This window comes from Sphingopyxis sp., assembly GCF_016704835.1.
GTDB lineage: Bacteria > Pseudomonadota > Alphaproteobacteria > Sphingomonadales > Sphingomonadaceae > Sphingopyxis.
In genome coordinates, this window is the sequence record NZ_JADIZJ010000001.1 from 1,495,397 (window position 1) to 1,511,629 (window position 16,233).

The window sequence follows — 16,233 nt, forward strand, 5'->3', positions numbered from 1 at the left end:
TCTGAACTTCCTTCTTGCGATGATGACCGGCTCTGCCGGCTTAGTTGAACAGGGTGAGGAGCAGGTTGGTCTAGAGCGCGTCCTCGTTGCGTTCGCCGGTGCGGATGCGCAGCGCGGTTTCGACCGGGATCACGAAAATCTTGCCGTCGCCGATGCGACCGGTCTGCGCGGCGGCGGCGATCGCCTCGACCACGCGTTCGGCCATCGAATCCTCGACGATCACTTCCAATTTCACCTTGGGCAGGAAATCGACGACATATTCGGCGCCGCGATAGAGTTCGGTGTGTCCCTTCTGGCGGCCGAAACCCTTGGCCTCGGTGACGGTGATGCCGCTGACCCCGACTTCGTGCAGCGCTTCCTTGACCTCGTCGAGCTTGAACGGCTTGATGATCGCCTCAATCTTCTTCACGCTTCTCGTCCCCCTTTGGGCATTTCGCATCGCTCGCAGTCAGAGCCGGATCAGGCCTGCCTGTCCGGTTCGCACCTGTGAGTCGCTGCGAGGCCCCGTCATCTTGCACCAATCAAGAGCCGTGCCAATTGGCGAATCGCGCGGTTTTGGTAAGAATTTTGAAACGACGTTGCGGCGGTGCCCAGCGGGTGGGCAATGACGTTCGCGTACTGCCTAAATAATAGGCACGCATTGTGGAATCGTCAGTGCGAGCGAAGCGAAGCAATCTCGGGCCCTCCGCCTCAAGCAAGGCTGATAACGGGAGATTGCTTCGCCGTGGCTCCTCGCCATGACGAGTCGTTGGAGCGCGTCAGCGTCCCATCGGCGCGGACGAATCCGCCAGATTGGCCTTGGTCCAGTTCGAGCGTTCGATGACGTAAGCGCGGATCGCTTCGGCATCCTGCGGGGTCAGCACCTTCGCAAAGCTCACCATGCCGCGCTCCTTCAGCGCGCCGTCGATGATCACCGACTTCCATGCCTCGGCATTGGCGAGCGTCCCCGAAACGCGAAGATCGGGGGTGAAGCCGTTGCCGATCGCGCTGTCGCCGTGACAGACCATGCAATAGCGCCCGAAATGCGCCTTGCCAGCCGCGACCTGCGCCGCGCTGGCGGTCATTGGCGGCGGGTTCCACGCGAGAGTCGTCGCCGCTGGCGGGGCGGGGAGCTCAGCGGTGCCGCCGATCTTGAGCACGACGAGGCGCGGGATGTTGGGGATCTTGCGCGTCGCGCCCCCGGCGACCCCGGCGACGAGCGGGAAGGCGCCGCCCTTGCTCGTCTGGAAGGCGATGTATTGCACGCCGCCGACGCGGAAGGTCGACGGCGCGCTGACGATCCCCGACTGCATGTCAAGGTCGAGCAATTGCTTGCCGGTGTCGGCGGCATAGGCGCGAAAACGGCCGAGGCTGGTGCCTTGGAACACGAGGTTGCCCGCGGTCGTCATCGTGCCGCCGTTCCAGGCAGCGGGATGGTTCACCGCCCATGCGACCTTGCCGCTGCGCGGGTCGAAGGCGACGAGGCGGCCGGTCGTCGCTGCGATCGCAGCGCGGAACGCCGCCTTGTCGTCAGGTAGCATCGTCTTGTTCAGTGAGGCGCCGATATTGAACCCCAGCACCTTGCGCCGGTCGAGCTCGTCCATGTCGGCCAGATAGCCCTGCGGGATCTGCTGCGCGGGAATATAGACGAGGCCGGTCGCCGGATTATAGCTCATCGGGTGCCAATTGTGCGCGCCGAGCGCACCGGGGATGGCGATGAAAGGCTTGCCAGTCTTGTAGAAGCGCGCCTCGGGATTCTCGATCGGGCGGCCGGTGGCGAGGTCGTAGCCCGTTGCCCAGTTGATCCCGTCAACGAAGGGCTTGGCGTCAATCAGCTTGCCGTTGCTGCGGTCGATCGTGAAAAAGAAGCCGTTCTTCGGCGCATGGTACAGTACCTTGGTCGGCTTGCCGTTCACCGCCTGCTCGGCAAGGATGATCGGCTGGGTCGCGGTATAGTCCCAAGTCTCGCCCGGCGTTTCCTGATAATGCCATTTATACTTGCCGGTCGTGGCGTCGAGAGCGACGACCGAGGAGAGGAACCAGTTGTCGCCTACACCATTCGAGCGCGTGCCATGGTTCCACGGATTGCCGTTGCCGACGCCGAGATATATCTGGTCGAGATCCTTGTCGTAGACGATCGCGTCCCACACGGTGCCGCCGCCGCCCGAGGTCTGCCACTCGCCCTTGTCGGACCATGTGGCGTTCGCCTTGCTTGCAAAGATGTCGTCGCTGGCGGCGCCATCCTTCGCCTTGGTCGGATTGGGCGCGGTGTAGAAGCGCCAGCGCTCCTTGCCGGTGTCGGCGTCATAGGCGGTGACGTAACCGCGCACGCCGAATTCGGCGCCGCCATTGCCGATCAGCACCATGTCCTTCACGACGCGCGGCGCGCCGGTGATGGTGTAGGGTTTCGAGGTGTCAAAGGTCTGCCTCGACCAAAGCTCCTTGCCGGTCTTCTTGTCGAGCGCGATCAGGCGACCATCGAGCGCGCCGACGAAGACCTTGTCGCCCCACACCGCGACGCCGCGGTTGACGACGTCGCAGCAGGCCGAAACCGCGCGCTCGCCGGGAACCTTGGGATCGAATTTCCACAGCGGCTTGCCGGTCGCGGCGTCCCAGGCGCTGACTTTCGACCAGGCGTGGGTGACGTACATGACGCCGTCGACGACCACCGGAGTTGCTTCCTGCCCGCGCGCATCGTCGAGGTCGGCGGTCCAAGCGATGCCGAGGGTGCCGACATTCTTGTCGCTGATATCGGTGAGCGGGCTGAAGCGCTGTTCGTCGTAGCTGTAGCCGATCGCGCCCCAATCATTGCCGTTACCGCCGGTCTTGAGCAGGGTCTCGCTGGCCTTTTCGGCATCGTCGAGCGAGCCTGCACCGGTGATGCTGTCATTTTGCGATGCGTTGCATGAAGCCAATGCCAGTGCTGCGCAGCCCAGAAGCGCGGTCGTAAAGCCCCGTTTCGCCATCCCTTGCTCTCCCGTTCGACGCCTATCGTTGACGTTAACGTCAAGACTGCGCCGGATGAGCGAGCGGTGCAAGCGCGAATATGGGGGTGGAAACGGGGGTTGTAAGCGCGCGCCGCTTAGCGGCTCACTGCCAAGGCGGCGCGTTCAGACCCTTTGGGCTCGCGGTGAAAATCTCGCAGCCCGTTTCGGTAATCCCGATGCTGTGTTCGAACTGCGCCGACAGCGAGCGGTCGCGCGTCACCGCCGTCCAGCCGTCGGGCAGCATCTTCACGGCAAACTTGCCGGTGTTGATCATCGGCTCGATCGTGAAGAACATGCCGGGTTTAAGCTCCGGCCCGGTGCCGGGACGACCGGCATGGACGACCTCGGGCGCATCGTGGAACATCTGTCCCAGCCCGTGGCCGCAGAAATCGCGGACGACCGAATAGCGGTGGCGTTCGGCGTGCGTCTGGATCGCGTGCGCGACGTCGCCCATCCGGTTGCCGGGCTTCGCCTGCTCGATGCCGAGCATCAGGCATTCATAGGTCACATCGACCAGTCGTTTCGCCTTGATCGGCACGTCGCCGACCAGATACATGCGGCTGGTGTCGCCGTGCCAGCCATCGATGATCGTCGTGACGTCGATGTTGACGATATCGCCCTCGCGCACCGGCTTGTCGTCGGGAATGCCGTGGCAGACAACATGGTTGATACTGGTGCAGCAGCTGTGCGTGAAGCCGCGATAGCCGAGCGTCGCGGGAATGCCGCCACCGTCGAGCATCATCGTGCGGACGAGGTCATCGATCGCTGCGGTTGTCACGCCCGGCTGAACAAAGGGAACGAGCGCGTCGAGGATTTCGGCTGACAGCCGTCCCGCCTTGCGCATTCCGGCAAAGCCCGCCTCGTCGTGCAGCTTGATCGTGCCGTCGCGCACGGGGGTGGGCGCGCCGGCGTCGGCGGTGGTTACGGAGACATAGTCGTACATGAGATGGGATATAGCGGCTGGGGGCCGAAAAAGCGAGAGGCGGCGGCGTCAGCTTTTGGCAAGATGATCGCGGAACCAGTCCGCGAGCTCGCGTTTCGACAGCTCTCCCGCCGCGAGCGCGAGGAAGGTCACCACCAATTTGGCATCGGCGGCAGTCAAGTCATGGCCGTTCAGCATCAGAAAGGTTTCACTGACGACCGCGGCGGTGCGCTTGTTGCCGTCGGCAAAGGGGTGGTTGCGCGCGATGCCAAAGGCGAGGATGCGGCCAGATCGGCTGCATCGGGATTGCCATCAGCGACGAGTTTTTGCGGCCGCGCCATGGCGCTTTCGAGCATGCCAGAATCGCGCACGCCTTCGCCGCCGCCATGTTCGGCCAGCTGTTCCAGGTGGGCCGCCAGAGCGACCTCCAGCGATACCCAGAGCCAGTTCATCGACGGTATCGCTATTTGGCAAGTTCGCGCAGCGCGCGCTTGCGGCGCGCCATGACTTCCCGTGCCGCCGCCATCTGCGTTTCGAAATCTGCGTCATAGGGCGCGAGTTCGATGCCACGTTCGGTATCGCGGACCGACAGCATATCACCCTGCGCCGCGCCAAGCCGCGCGAGCAGCTCCTTGGGCAGGATAACGGCGGCGCTGTTGCCGACCTTGGTGATTTTGAGCGGCGTGTTCATACGTTCGTTATAACATCGCCGCTCACGACTTTCGACCCGGGCTTACTCCGCGGCCTTCTTCGTCTTTTCGGCCTTCGGCACCTTCGCTTTGCCCTTGCCAGCTTTCGGCGGCGCCGAGACGATTTCGAATGCGAGCGGATTGCCGACCTTGGCGTCGTCGCCGGTCTTCATCTTCACCTTGACCTCGCCGCCGTGGACGAGCTTGCCGAACAGCAGTTCCTCGGCGAGCGGCTGCTTGATCTTTTCCTGGATCAGGCGGCCCATCGGGCGCGCGCCATAGAGCTTGTCATAGCCCTTGCCGGTCAGCCATTCGCGCGCCGCATCGTCGAGCTGGATATGGACGTTGCGGTCGGCGAGCTGGAGTTCGAGTTCGAGGATGAACTTGTCGACGACGCGCGCGACCACTTCGGGCGGCAGATAACCGAACGGCACGATCGCATCGAGGCGGTTGCGGAATTCGGGGGTGAAGAGATTCTTCACCGCTTCTTCCTGCACATCCTCGCGCGTGAACTGCCCAAAGCCAATGCCTTCGCGCGCCATGTCGCTGGCGCCGGCATTGGTCGTCATGATCAGGATGACGTTGCGGAAGTCGACCGTCTTGCCGTGATGATCGGTCAGGCGGCCATGGTCCATCACCTGCAACAATATGTTGAACAGGTCGGGATGCGCCTTTTCGATTTCGTCGAGCAGCAGCACGCAATGCGGATTCTGGTCGATCGCATCGGTGAGCAGTCCGCCCTGATCATAGCCGACATAGCCCGGAGGCGCGCCGATCAGGCGGCTGACCGAATGGCGTTCCATATATTCGGACATGTCGAACCGCTGAAGCGGGATGCCCATGATGTGCGCGAGTTGTTTCGCGACCTCGGTCTTGCCGACCCCGGTCGGGCCGCTGAACAGATAATTGCCGATCGGCTTTTCGGGATCGCGCAGACCTGCACGGGACAGCTTGATCGCCGACGACAGCACCTCGATCGCGACATTCTGTCCGAACACGACGCGCTTGAGGTCAGTTTCGAGGCTGGCGAGCGTCGCCTTGTCGTCGCTCGACACCGATTTGGGCGGGATGCGCGCCATCGTGGCGATCACGGCCTCGATCTCCTTCGCAGTGATCGTCTTCTTGCGCTTCGACGGAGCGACGAGCATCTGCATCGCGCCGACCTCATCGATCACGTCGATCGCCTTGTCGGGCAATTTGCGGTCATTGATGTAGCGCGCCGACAATTCGACCGCGGCGTTGATCGCGTCGGGGGTGTAGCGCACCTGATGATGCGCCTCGAACGCGCTGCGCAGACCCGCGAGGATCTTCTTGGTGTCTTCGAGCGTCGGCTCGACCACGTCGATCTTCTGGAACCGGCGAAGCAGCGCGCGGTCCTTTTCGAAATGATTGCGGAACTCCTTGTACGTCGTCGAGCCGATGCAGCGGATGACGCCGCCCGACAGCGCGGGCTTGAGCAGGTTCGACGCATCCATTGCGCCGCCCGACGTCGCACCCGCGCCAATGACGGTGTGGATTTCGTCGATGAACAGGATCGCGTGCGGCAGGCCTTCGAGCTCGGTCACGACCTGTTTCAGCCGTTCCTCGAAATCGCCGCGGTAGCGCGTGCCGGCGAGCAGCGCGCCCATGTCGAGCGAATAGATAACCGCGGGCAGCAGGACCTCGGGCACATCGCCCTCGATGATCTTGCGCGCGAGGCCCTCGGCGATCGCGGTCTTGCCGACGCCGGGATCGCCGACATAGAGCGGGTTGTTCTTCGACCGGCGGCAGAGGATCTGGATCGTCCGGTCGACCTCAGCGGTGCGGCCGATCAGCGGATCGACCTTGCCGATCTTGGCCTTTTCATTGAGGTTGACGGTGAACTGGTCGAGCGCGGTTTCTTTCTTGTTCTTGCCGCTGCTGTCCTTGTCCTTCGTCTCTTCCTTTTCCTCGGGCTCGGCCTGCGGCGAGGGTTTGCCGCCCTTACCGACGCCGTGGCTGAGGTAGGAAACCGCATCGAGGCGCGTCAGGTCCTGCTGCTGGAGGAAATAGACTGCGTAGGATTCGCGTTCGGAGAACAGTGCGACGAGGACGTTGGCGCCGGTGACTTCATCCTTGCCCGACGACTGGACGTGCAGGATCGCGCGCTGGACGACGCGCTGGAAGCCGCTGGTTGGGCTGGGGTCGCTGTGGCCCTCGACCTTCAAGCTGTCGAGTTCGGTGTCGAGATAATGGACGACCGCCGACTGCAGGTCGTCGACCGAGACGCCGCAGGCGCGCATGACTTCGGCCGCATGGTCGTCGTCGATCAGCGCGAAGAGCAGATGCTCTAACGTCGCATATTCGTGGTGACGCTCCGATGCGGCTTTCAGCGCATTGTGCAGGGTCTTTTCGAGGCTCTCCGAAAAGGACGGCATGGACTTTTCTCCTTGCGAGGCCCGCCGGGGGAGAGAGGCGGCCCCTAGGAACACAACGTGGCGATGCCGCCGCCGCGCCGCAAGGGAAAAGCGGATGGCGATTGTGAAATTACGATGACGGGGGTTGCGGTATGGTTAACGGAGGGTTGAGAAATTGGGGAAGGGTGATGCCATCTGCCTCATCACCCCGGACTTGATCCGGGGTCCGGAAGGCGAGCGCCGCCATGGGTCCCGGATCAAGTCCGGGACGACGACAGGAGAGGTCGGGTCGGGGTGGAAACCGTTCATCACGCGAGATCACGAATGTCTCGCGGGGCGGCGGCGAGCATCGCGTTCATCCGGATTTAAAGGGTGCTGTATTCAAATGTTTTTGTAATTTCACCTTCGCCATTTGACCGAAACGCAATTGCAATTTCCGAAACTCCGTCCAAATAGAAACTTATTGAATAACTATTATCGATCTCGTCCAGTTTTACATAATCTTGGACAAGCGATCGGTCAGAATGTTCGTAGGCCATCTTCGAATAACATTTATCGATTAATTTTTTTGCTGACCTAACCGCAAGTGCGGCTGAGCTTACGTCATGAAGATCGTAAATTCCGCCCGAATGAGCTCGACGCGCATGGGGAAATTGCGCAGCCGTCAACTTTGACTGCGGACGGGCTGCATGCCGCTAACCACATCAAACCAGAAGAGATGGAAGGGCGCATTTCGTCACACTAGCCAATTTCTGAACGGCGGCAATCTGCCTACTCCCCACATTTAGGGTCAATCAGCACCCTCGCGATCCACCAAATCCATAAAATCGCGCGCCGTGTTGCGTTCACCCTCGTCCTTGAACGCCACGTCAAGATCGGGCGCAACGCCGAGCATGTACATCAGCGCCCACAAAGCGAAGCGGCGGCCAGGGTTGGTTTCGAGGCCGAAGTCGACGCGCATGCGTTCGGTGCCCGCGGCGTGCGCTTCGGGGTGGATCGCCGCCAGATCGGCGGTGCCGAAATAACGGCGGAGCTGGTCGTCGAAATCCATGACTGTGTCTTTGGCGCGTTTTGCTCGATTGGCAAGCCAGCCCGCTGATCGCGCTCCCAAACCCCGTTTGGGCTGAGCTTGTCGAAGCACCGTCCTTCCTTGGACGCCAACAGAAAAACGGCCCTTCGACAAACTCAGGGCGAACGGATGGGAGGTTTGCACGGAACCTCAGGAAAAATCGGCTCACCCGAAACCCCGCTCGGTTGTCTTTGCCCGAGCGCCCCGATAGGGCGGCGTCCGTGAAGACCAGCATCGAGATCGGAACCGACAGCGCGGGGCAAAGCGTGCGTATCGACGTGCAGGAGCTGCTGGCGACGCGGCTGCTCGTCCAGGGCAATTCGGGGTCGGGAAAGTCGCACCTTTTGCGCCGGATCCTCGAGGAAAGCGCCGCGCTGGTGCAGCAGATCGTGATCGATCCCGAGGGCGATTTCGTCACGCTCGCCGACGTGTACAGCCATGTTGTGATCAACGGCGGCGACTATAATGAGCGCGAGATCGCCGCGATGGGGGCTCGCATCCGCGAGCATCGCGCGTCCATCGTCCTCAGCCTCGAATCGCTCGATATCGAGGCGCAGATGACCTGCGCCGCGGCGTTCCTCAATGCACTGTTCGATGCGCCGCGCGAGCATTGGTTTCCCGCGCTGGTCGTGGTCGATGAGGCGCAGATGTTTGCGCCAAGCGTCGCGGGCGACGTGTCCGACACCGTCCGCCGCGCCAGCCTGTCGGCGATGACGAACCTGATGTGCCGCGGGCGCAAGCGCGGCCTCGCGGGGGCGATCGCGACGCAGCGGCTCGCCAAGCTCGCGAAAAATGTCGCGGCCGAGGCGAGCAATTTCCTGATGGGACGCACCTTCCTCGATATCGACATGGCGCGCGCCGCCGACCTGCTCGGCATGGAGCGGCGGCAGGCCGAGGCGATCCGCGATCTGGAGCGCGGGCATTTCCTGGGGCTCGGCCCCGCGATCTCGCGGCGTCCGCTCAGCATCCGCATCGGCGCGACGCAGACCGCGACGCGGATGGGGACGCACAGCCTGATGCCGCTGCCCGTCGCCGGCGGCGCCGACATGCGGTCGATGCTGTTCACTGAGATGGAAGCGCCGGTGGCGCCGCGCGTCTTTGCGCCCGAGCCCGAACCCGTCGCGGCGAGCGAAGTGCTCGAACGCATTGCGGCGGTCGAAGGGCTGCACGAAGACCGCGACGCCCCGCTGGTACTCGACATCGTCGCCGCCGTCGAAGAAGCCGAGCAGAGCGACGCGGTGGTGGTCGCGATGCTCGAAGAGATGCTGGCCGACCCCGAAAGCGCCTTCCAGCCCGATGCCTTTCTCTATCAGGATTTTTCGGTGCGGTGCCGGATGCAGCGGCTGAAGAAGGTGCCGCTCGACCTTGCCGCGTTCCGGCGCCGCTTTGCGCTGGCCAAAGGCGGCGTGCTCGATCCGTCGGAGCCGAGATGGAGCGACGCGCTGCGCGTCGCCGAGCGGCTGCCCGACGACATGCTCGCGCCGTTCCTGCAGATCGCGCGCGCGGCAATCGATGGTGAGCCCTGTCCCGACGACGACATGCTGGGCCGCGCCTATGGCAGCCACTCGCCTGGGCGTATCCGGCGGCTGGTCGAATATATGGAGAAACAGGGCGCGATCGTTGTGCGCTCCGATTTCGGCGGGCGGCGTTCGATCGGCATCCCCGAGCTCGGGCTGAGCACCGAGGCGGAGTAGCGCCTACCCCTTTTTGAACAGCGCGTCGGCGATCGCCTTGTGGCTGGTCGCGGCGGCGCGGTGCGCCTTGACGCGGTCGATCTCTGCCTCGAGCGTCGCGATACGGTCATCGAGTTCGCTCACCGACAGCGGATCGAGCGGTTGCCGGGTCAGCGCCGCGAGCACATCGTCGCGGCGGCGGGGAAGGTCGTCATCGTCCATGGCGGTTCCTCCTGATATGCCTCGCGACTGTTGACCCGGTGCGCCACGCTGTCAATAAGGTGGCCGTAAGGGCGAAGTGAAAAGTGGGGAAAATCAACGTGACCAGCCTGCCAGCGAGCATGACCGCGATCGCCATCAGCGCGCCCGGCGGACCCGAAGTTTTGGTGCCCGAACAACGCCCGGTGCCGCGGCCGGGGCCGGGCGAGGTGCTCATCCGCGTCGCCGCGGCGGGGGTCAACCGCCCCGACGTCCTGCAGCGAATGGGCTTTTATCCGCCGCCGCCGGGGGCATCGGACCTGCCGGGGCTCGAGATTGCGGGGACGATTGTCGCGGTCGGACCGGGGGGCGATCCGGAATTGCTGGGGCAGGCGATGTGCGCGTTGGTCGCGGGCGGCGGCTATGCCGAATATTGCACCGCGCCGGTGGGCAGCTGCCTGCCGGTGCCGAAGGGCTTTTCGATGGCCGAGGCGGCGGCGCTGCCCGAAACGGTGTTCACCGTCTGGCACAATCTGTTCGAGCGCGCTTGGATCGCGGAGGGTGAGACGGTGCTGGTGCATGGCGGCACCAGCGGCATCGGTACGACCGCGATTGGCCTGTGCAAACTGTTCGACATCAAGATCATCGTGACGTGCGGCAGCGCCGAGAAATGCGCCGCGGCGGCAGCGCTGGGCGCCGATCTGGCGGTCGATTATTCGACCGACGATTATGTTGAAGCGGTCAAGGCGTTCACCGGCGGCAAGGGCGTCAATGCGGTGCTCGACATGGTCGGCGGCGATTATATGCCGCGCAACCTGGAGTGTCTCGCCGACGATGGCCGCCACGTCACCATCGCGTTCCAGCGCGGCGCGAAAGTCGAGATCGACATTTCACAAGTTATGCGGCGGCGCCTGACGATGACCGGATCGACGCTGCGCGCGCGCAGCGCCGACTTCAAGGCGGCGCTGGCTGACGAGATCCATCGGACTCTCTGGCCGCGACTGGCCGAAGGCGGGTGGAAGCCCGCGATGGACCAAATTTTCCCGCTCGCCGAAGCCGGTGCAGCGCATGCGCGGATGCAGGCGGGCGCGCATGTCGGGAAGATCGTGCTCGTGGTCGCGTGAGCGGCGGAACGAAAGATAGCCTTGACGGTTAGCTAGGTAAGCAGACCAAAAGGATATCCCCACACATGAATTTGCCGGACCCCCTGCGGGCTCTGTTCGTTCCCGCGACCGTCATGGCGCTGGCCTTGGCAGCCTGTTCATCGCCGTCCGACAATGATGCATCGACAAAGGCGTCCGACGCGAGCGCTGATGCGGTAGTTGAGGCTGGACCACCTGCAATCAAGCCTACCGACGAACCGACGCGGGGCGGCGACGGGACACCCATCGAGTTGGCGCCAGTTGGCGAATCCGATCTGGCCGGCGCCCGACTGACCGGCGAATTGGGTTGCAGCTTTGCCGTCGATGCAGCGACGCCGCCGATTCTGGTCGCCAAGGGCAATGTTGCTTCGCAAGATCCGGCGCGCGGTATCGTCAAGATTGGCGACACGATCGCGACGATCGCTGCTACCGGCGGTTACGATGGGATGGCCGACGGCACGAACTTTTTCTCCGAAGGCCTGCAGCTTAGGGTTGCGCTCACCGGTGCAGCGCAGGGCGGCGGCGAATCGCCGCCACGTCCTGCGACGCTGACGCTCAACCGCGCCGATGGCGCGCGGCGCGTCATCGCCGGGCTGTGGCAGTGCGGTCCCTAACCGACGAGCGCCAGTAATTCCGCCTCTTGCCCTTGCGCGCCGCAGGGTTTACAGCCGCGTCCAATGTCTGGCCGCCCCGCGAGGGGCGGCCCTTATTATTTCCGCTTGGAGAAAAGCGCCATGCCCACCGCCGACGCCACCCCGCTGATGCCGCATGCGACCGCCGCCTGGCTGGTCGATAACACCGGCCTGACCTTCATTCAGATCGCCGAATATTGTGGCATCCACATCCTGGAAGTTCAGGCGATTGCCGACGAGACCGCCGCGACCAAATATACCGGCCGCGATCCGGTGCGCGCGCACGAACTGTCGATGGAAGAAATCGAAAAGGGTCAGGACGACCCGAACTACAAGCTCAAGATGAGCAAGCAGGCGCAGGACACGATCCGCCGTACCCGCGGTCCGCGCTATACCCCGGTCAGCAAGCGCCAGGACAAGCCCGACGGCATCGCTTGGATCCTGAAGAACCATCCCGAGGTGTCGGATGGTGCGATCGGCAAGCTGATTGGCACCACCCGCAACACGATCGGCGCGATCCGTGACCGCAGCCATTGGAACAGCGCCAACATCGTCGCCAAAGATCCGGTGACGCTGGGCCTGTGCTCGCAGCGCGAACTGGATGCGCTGGTCGCCAAGGCGGCGAAGAAGGCAGGGATCGAGGCGCCGACCGACAATCGCTTTGAGGGCGACCGCGAAGCGCTGCTCGAAGAACTGCGCGCCGAACGCACCGCCGCGAACGAAGCGCGTGCCGCCGAGGCCGCTGCAGAGGTCGCGAGCGACGCGACGGCAAACTGAAGCGTGGCGGCGGGACAGGATGACGACAATATCCCGGCGGCCAGCGGCTCGCCGGACGCGTCGCTGACCCAGGACGACAGTTTTACGTCGACCAGCCACGCCGGACTGACCTATCCGTGGGGCGATGCCGCACCGGGGGTCGGCGAGACGATCCGCATCGCGCCGGGGATCAGCTGGGCGCGCATCCCGATGCCGGGATCGCTCGGCCATATCAACAGCTGGCTGCTCGATGACGACGCAGACGGCGATGATGGTGTCGCGATCGTCGATACCGGCATCTGCCTGACCATGTGTTCGGATGCGTGGAAGGCGCTTTACGCCGGCGCGCTGAACGGCAAGCGGATCACGCGCGTCATCGGCACCCACCTGCACCCCGACCATATCGGGCTGGCCGGCTGGATCGCGAAGAAGCAGGGCGTCAAGCTGTGGATGACGCGCGGCGAGATGCTGACCGCGCGTGCTATTATTGCTGATTCAAGCGACAATGCTCCCGAAGAGATGCTGGCCCAATCGCGCGCCGCGGGTTGGGACGAGGCCGCGCTCGAAGCCGCCAAATCGCGCGGCTGGAACATGTTCCAGCGGATGATATTTCCGCTGCCGCGCAGCTATGTGCGGATCGAGGACAGCGACCGGATCGACCTAGGCGCGAACCGGTGGCGCGTTGTGGTTGGGTCGGGTCACAGCCCGGAACATGCCTGCCTGTGGAACGAGCGCGAGGGCGTACTGGTATCGGGCGACCAGGTTCTGCCACGGATCAGTTCGAACGTATCGGTCAACATCACCGAACCCGACGCCGATCCGCTGGGCGAATGGCTGGCGTCGATCGACAAGTTGCTCGCTACTGTGCCGGCCGATGTGACCGTCTGCCCCGCGCATGGCGAACCGTTTAAGGGTCTCCATGTCCGCCTGATGGCGCTGCGCGACGAGCATCGCATGCGGCTCTACAATCTGGCCGAGGCTGCGGCAAAGGCGCCGATGCGCGCGGTCGACAGCTTCCCGTTGCTGTTCAACCGGCCGATCGGCGAGCATAATCAGGGGCTGGCGACCGGCGAGGCGCTGGCGCATCTGAAGCGGCTCGAGGTCGAAGGCCGCGTCCGGCGCGAAGATCGTGACGGGGTGTGGTGGTATCACGGGGCGGCGTAAAGTCGTGGTGCCAATGTCGACTATCGGGCGGGAAACGGTCGGTTCTTAGTTCATCATCGCGGAGTTGATCTGGTTCCATTGGCGCACCGGTAGCGCCATGGCCCCGCCGCCAGCGCCTTGCGCAGCCACCCCCCATTGCCACGCCGCATTGAAGAGTCAGCGGCAACTATCGACCTCTCAAACAAGCAAAGGGGGCCGCAACGACCCCCTTTGCCTCCCCGGTACTGTTCGCTCTATTCCGTCGGAAATCCACGCTTTTTCAGTAGCGCCGAGACATCGGGATCGCGGCCGCGGAAGGCGCGATACGCTTCGGCGCGGTCGGTTTCGTTGCCGGTCATCAACAACAGGGTGCGGAACTTGTCGGCGACCGTGCGATCCCACGGGCCACCGGCTTCGGTAAACGCCGCCCAGGTGTCGGCGTCCATCGTTTCCGACCACAAATAGCTGTAATAACCCGCCGAATAGGCATCGCTCGAAAATAGATGGGCAAACTGCGGCAGGCGGTGGCGCATCACGATTTCGCGCGGCATGCCCATTTCGGCCAGCGTCTCGCGTTCGAACTTGTCGACGTCGGTCGGCGGCACCTTGCGGTCGTGCAGCTTCATGTCGACGATCGCGCTCGACAGATATTCGACCGTCTCAAAGCCTTGGTTGAACTTGCCCGACGCCTCGATCTTGTCGAGCAGCGCCTGCGGCATCGGCGCGCCGGTTTTATAATGCGTCGCGAATTTCGACAGCACTTCGGGGGTCATCAGCCAATTTTCGTTCACCTGGCTCGGATATTCAACAAAGTCGCGCGGCACCCCGGCGAGCGCCGGGTAGTAGATGTGCTGGAGCAGATAGTGAATGCCGTGGCCGAATTCGTGGAACAGCGTCGACGCATCGTCGAGGCTGATCAACGTCGGTTCGCCCTTCGCCGCTTCGGTGAAATTATTGTTGTTAGACGCGAGGACATTGCGCTCGCCGCCCAGCGTCTGCTGGCTGCGATAGGTTGTCATCCACGCGCCCGACCGCTTGCCGTCGCGCGCGAAATTGTCGAGGTACAGCAATCCGACATTCTCATTGGTCTTGAGATTATAGACCTCGAACGTCCGCACTTTCGCATCGAAAACCGGAACGGTGCCAGTGTTTTCGCGGAAACCGAGGTCATAGAGCTGCCCCGCCGACCAGAACATGCCGTCGACCAGCTTGTCGAGCTGCAGATACGGTTTCACCTCGCTCTCATCGAGGTCGTATTTCGCCTTGCGGACCTTTTCCGAATAGAAACGATAATCCCACGGCTCGATGGTGATTTTCGGTCCCTTGCCGGCCTTGGCATCGGCATCGGCGATCGCCTGCATGTCGGCGACCTCTTCCTTCACACGCGCGACCGCGGCGGGCCACACCTTCATCATCAGCCCCATCGCATTGGCGGGGGTCTTCGCCATCGTGTCGGCCATGCGGTAATTGGCGTGCGTCGCAAAGCCGAGCAGCTCGGCGCGCTGCTGCCGCAGCTTCAGAATCTCGGCGATCGTCGCATTGGTGTCGTTGGCATCGCCGTTGTCGCCGCGGCTGACGAACGCCTTATAGACTTTTTCGCGAAGCGCGCGGTTGGTCGAATTCTGCAGCACCGGCTGCGCCGATGACCGCGTGTTCTTGATCGCCCACTGGCCAGGCTTGCCGTTCGCTTCGGCAGCCGCGGCGAGCGAGGCGATAAAGCCCGCGTCGAGCCCCGCCAGTTCAGCCTTGTCGGTGACGAAGGTGTAAAGCTTCTCGTCGCCGAGCAGCTTCGACGAAAAGGCCGAGAACAGCCCTTCGAGCTTGGAATTCATCGCGACCAGTTTCGTCTTGTCGGCCGCCGTCAGATTGGCGCCGTCGCGCACCATTTCGTCATAGCTGCGCTCGACGATGCGAATCTGTTGGGCGTTCAGCCCGCTCGTCTTGCGTGCGTCGTACACCGCCTTGTAGCGCGCGAAGAGCTCGGGCTGGAGGAACAGTTCGGTGTAGAAAGTGGTGAGCTTGGGGCTCCATTCGGCGTCGATCGCTTCGACGCGGTCGTTCGACTTGTTGGACGTCTGAACACCCCACAGCGCGAACAGCCGTTCCATCGTGTCGCCCGCCAGCATCATCGGCACATGAGTGTTCTCGAACGTCGGCGCCGCCGGATTGTCGATCACCGCCTGCACCTCGGCGCGCGTTGCCGCCATGCCCTTGGTAAAGGCGTCGGGGAACAGTTCGGGGTCCATCTTGTCCCACGGCGGCACCCCTTCAAAGGGGCCGGTCCAGGTCGCGAGCATCGGGTTTTGGCCAGCAGGAACGGCGGCGGGCGTGGTCGCAGCCGATTCGGCGGCGGGCGGGGCGGTAGCGGTCATCGGTCTATCCATGTTGGTGCAACCCGCGAGCAACGCGGTGGATGTAAGCAAAAGTGACAGGCGACAGGCAAAAGGGTGCGCGGTGCGCGGCATCGGTGATTCTCCCCGGAGGAAAAGGTTTCGGGCGAAACCATGTTGGACCGAGCCTTAACCCGAGATTGCGACGCGGCGCAAGTTTGCGGGGACGAACCGAGCGAGCGGATATTCCACCCTGTCGCGAATCCATGGGGAGGGGGACCCCTTGCGGAGCAAGAGGTGTAGGGGCAGCGACGGTGCGACAAAGCACCTCCGTTAGT

General features: G+C 63.5%; 13 protein-coding genes and 1 pseudogene. 5 read left to right on the forward strand and 9 right to left on the reverse strand.

Annotation, left to right across the window (positions count from 1 at the left end; all coding sequences use genetic code 11):
• Positions 1-70: 70 nt before the first annotated feature.
• From IPF76_RS07435 to IPF76_RS07465, 7 genes and pseudogenes are all read right to left on the reverse strand, one after another.
• Positions 71-409: a P-II family nitrogen regulator gene (locus IPF76_RS07435; protein ID WP_037518110.1), complete on the reverse strand. Its 339-nt coding sequence runs from the start codon at positions 407-409 to the stop codon at positions 71-73.
• 349 nt (positions 410-758) lie between these two features.
• Positions 759-2,945 carry a PQQ-dependent dehydrogenase, methanol/ethanol family gene (locus IPF76_RS07440; protein ID WP_293841647.1) on the reverse strand — a complete coding sequence of 729 codons (2,187 nt, stop codon included), beginning with the start codon at positions 2,943-2,945 and terminating at the stop codon, positions 759-761.
• A gap of 124 nt (positions 2,946-3,069) precedes the next feature.
• Complete coding sequence (gene map / locus IPF76_RS07445) at positions 3,070-3,909, reverse strand: type I methionyl aminopeptidase (protein ID WP_293841650.1); 840 nt, start codon at positions 3,907-3,909, stop codon at positions 3,070-3,072.
• Positions 3,910-3,957: 48 nt separating this feature from the next.
• Positions 3,958-4,340, reverse strand: a pseudogene (locus IPF76_RS07450) (type II toxin-antitoxin system death-on-curing family toxin).
• A gap of 11 nt (positions 4,341-4,351) precedes the next feature.
• On the reverse strand, positions 4,352-4,579 hold the full coding sequence (locus IPF76_RS07455; protein WP_293841653.1) for an AbrB/MazE/SpoVT family DNA-binding domain-containing protein: 228 nt from the start codon (positions 4,577-4,579) through the stop codon (positions 4,352-4,354).
• 42 nt (positions 4,580-4,621) lie between these two features.
• Positions 4,622-6,973 (reverse strand): ATP-dependent Clp protease ATP-binding subunit ClpA, encoded by a 2,352-nt coding sequence (gene clpA, locus IPF76_RS07460; protein WP_293841656.1) that lies wholly within the window; start codon positions 6,971-6,973, stop codon positions 4,622-4,624.
• Between the two features lie 769 nt (positions 6,974-7,742).
• Positions 7,743-8,003 carry a hypothetical protein gene (locus IPF76_RS07465; RefSeq protein ID WP_293841659.1) on the reverse strand — a complete coding sequence of 87 codons (261 nt, stop codon included), beginning with the start codon at positions 8,001-8,003 and terminating at the stop codon, positions 7,743-7,745.
• A gap of 239 nt (positions 8,004-8,242) precedes the next feature.
• On the opposite strand from IPF76_RS07465, the gene IPF76_RS07470 reads away from it, so the two are divergent.
• Positions 8,243-9,715, forward strand: coding sequence for an ATP-binding protein (locus IPF76_RS07470; protein WP_293841661.1), 1,473 nt, complete (start codon positions 8,243-8,245; stop codon positions 9,713-9,715).
• A gap of 3 nt (positions 9,716-9,718) precedes the next feature.
• Here IPF76_RS07470 and IPF76_RS07475 read toward each other — a convergent pair whose 3' ends face one another.
• Positions 9,719-9,916 carry a DUF1192 domain-containing protein gene (locus IPF76_RS07475; RefSeq protein ID WP_293841664.1) on the reverse strand — a complete coding sequence of 66 codons (198 nt, stop codon included), beginning with the start codon at positions 9,914-9,916 and terminating at the stop codon, positions 9,719-9,721.
• A 119-nt stretch (positions 9,917-10,035) separates the two neighbouring features.
• Here IPF76_RS07475 and IPF76_RS07480 point away from each other — a divergent pair, with 119 nt between their 5' ends.
• The 4 genes from IPF76_RS07480 (at position 10,036) to IPF76_RS07495 (ending at position 13,586) form a co-directional block, all read left to right on the forward strand.
• Positions 10,036-11,016: an NAD(P)H-quinone oxidoreductase gene (locus tag IPF76_RS07480; RefSeq protein ID WP_293842005.1), complete on the forward strand. Its 981-nt coding sequence runs from the start codon at positions 10,036-10,038 to the stop codon at positions 11,014-11,016.
• Positions 11,017-11,081: 65 nt separating this feature from the next.
• Positions 11,082-11,648, forward strand: coding sequence for a hypothetical protein (locus tag IPF76_RS07485; RefSeq protein WP_293841667.1), 567 nt, complete (start codon positions 11,082-11,084; stop codon positions 11,646-11,648).
• 147 nt (positions 11,649-11,795) lie between these two features.
• Positions 11,796-12,443, forward strand: a complete 648-nt coding sequence (locus IPF76_RS07490; protein ID WP_293842008.1) for a DUF1013 domain-containing protein — start codon at positions 11,796-11,798, stop codon at positions 12,441-12,443.
• Between the two features lie 3 nt (positions 12,444-12,446).
• The gene (locus IPF76_RS07495; RefSeq protein WP_293841670.1) at positions 12,447-13,586 is read left to right on the forward strand and encodes an MBL fold metallo-hydrolase; all 1,140 of its coding nucleotides are present in this window, start codon (positions 12,447-12,449) and stop codon (positions 13,584-13,586) included.
• Positions 13,587-13,819: 233 nt separating this feature from the next.
• Here IPF76_RS07495 and IPF76_RS07500 read toward each other — a convergent pair whose 3' ends face one another.
• Positions 13,820-15,937 carry a M3 family metallopeptidase gene (locus tag IPF76_RS07500; protein WP_366499258.1) on the reverse strand — a complete coding sequence of 706 codons (2,118 nt, stop codon included), beginning with the start codon at positions 15,935-15,937 and terminating at the stop codon, positions 13,820-13,822.
• Between the last annotated feature and the right edge of the window lie 296 nt (positions 15,938-16,233).

Excerpts from the sequence above, each read along its gene's own strand:
- IPF76_RS07440 (WP_293841647.1), bottom strand. The coding sequence starts at position 2,945 with ATGGCGAAACGGGGCTTTACGACCGCGCTTCTGGGCTGCGCAGCACTG.
- map (WP_293841650.1), bottom strand. The coding sequence starts at position 3,909 with ATGTACGACTATGTCTCCGTAACCACCGCCGACGCCGGCGCGCCCACC.
- IPF76_RS07455 (WP_293841653.1), bottom strand. The coding sequence starts at position 4,579 with ATGAACACGCCGCTCAAAATCACCAAGGTCGGCAACAGCGCCGCCGTT.
- clpA (WP_293841656.1), bottom strand. The coding sequence starts at position 6,973 with ATGCCGTCCTTTTCGGAGAGCCTCGAAAAGACCCTGCACAATGCGCTG.
- IPF76_RS07465 (WP_293841659.1), bottom strand. The coding sequence starts at position 8,003 with ATGGATTTCGACGACCAGCTCCGCCGTTATTTCGGCACCGCCGATCTG.
- IPF76_RS07475 (WP_293841664.1), bottom strand. The coding sequence starts at position 9,916 with ATGGACGATGACGACCTTCCCCGCCGCCGCGACGATGTGCTCGCGGCG.
- IPF76_RS07480 (WP_293842005.1), top strand. The coding sequence starts at position 10,036 with ATGACCGCGATCGCCATCAGCGCGCCCGGCGGACCCGAAGTTTTGGTG.
- IPF76_RS07485 (WP_293841667.1), top strand. The coding sequence starts at position 11,082 with ATGAATTTGCCGGACCCCCTGCGGGCTCTGTTCGTTCCCGCGACCGTC.
- IPF76_RS07490 (WP_293842008.1), top strand. The coding sequence starts at position 11,796 with ATGCCGCATGCGACCGCCGCCTGGCTGGTCGATAACACCGGCCTGACC.
- IPF76_RS07500 (WP_366499258.1), bottom strand. The coding sequence starts at position 15,937 with ATGACCGCTACCGCCCCGCCCGCCGCCGAATCGGCTGCGACCACGCCC.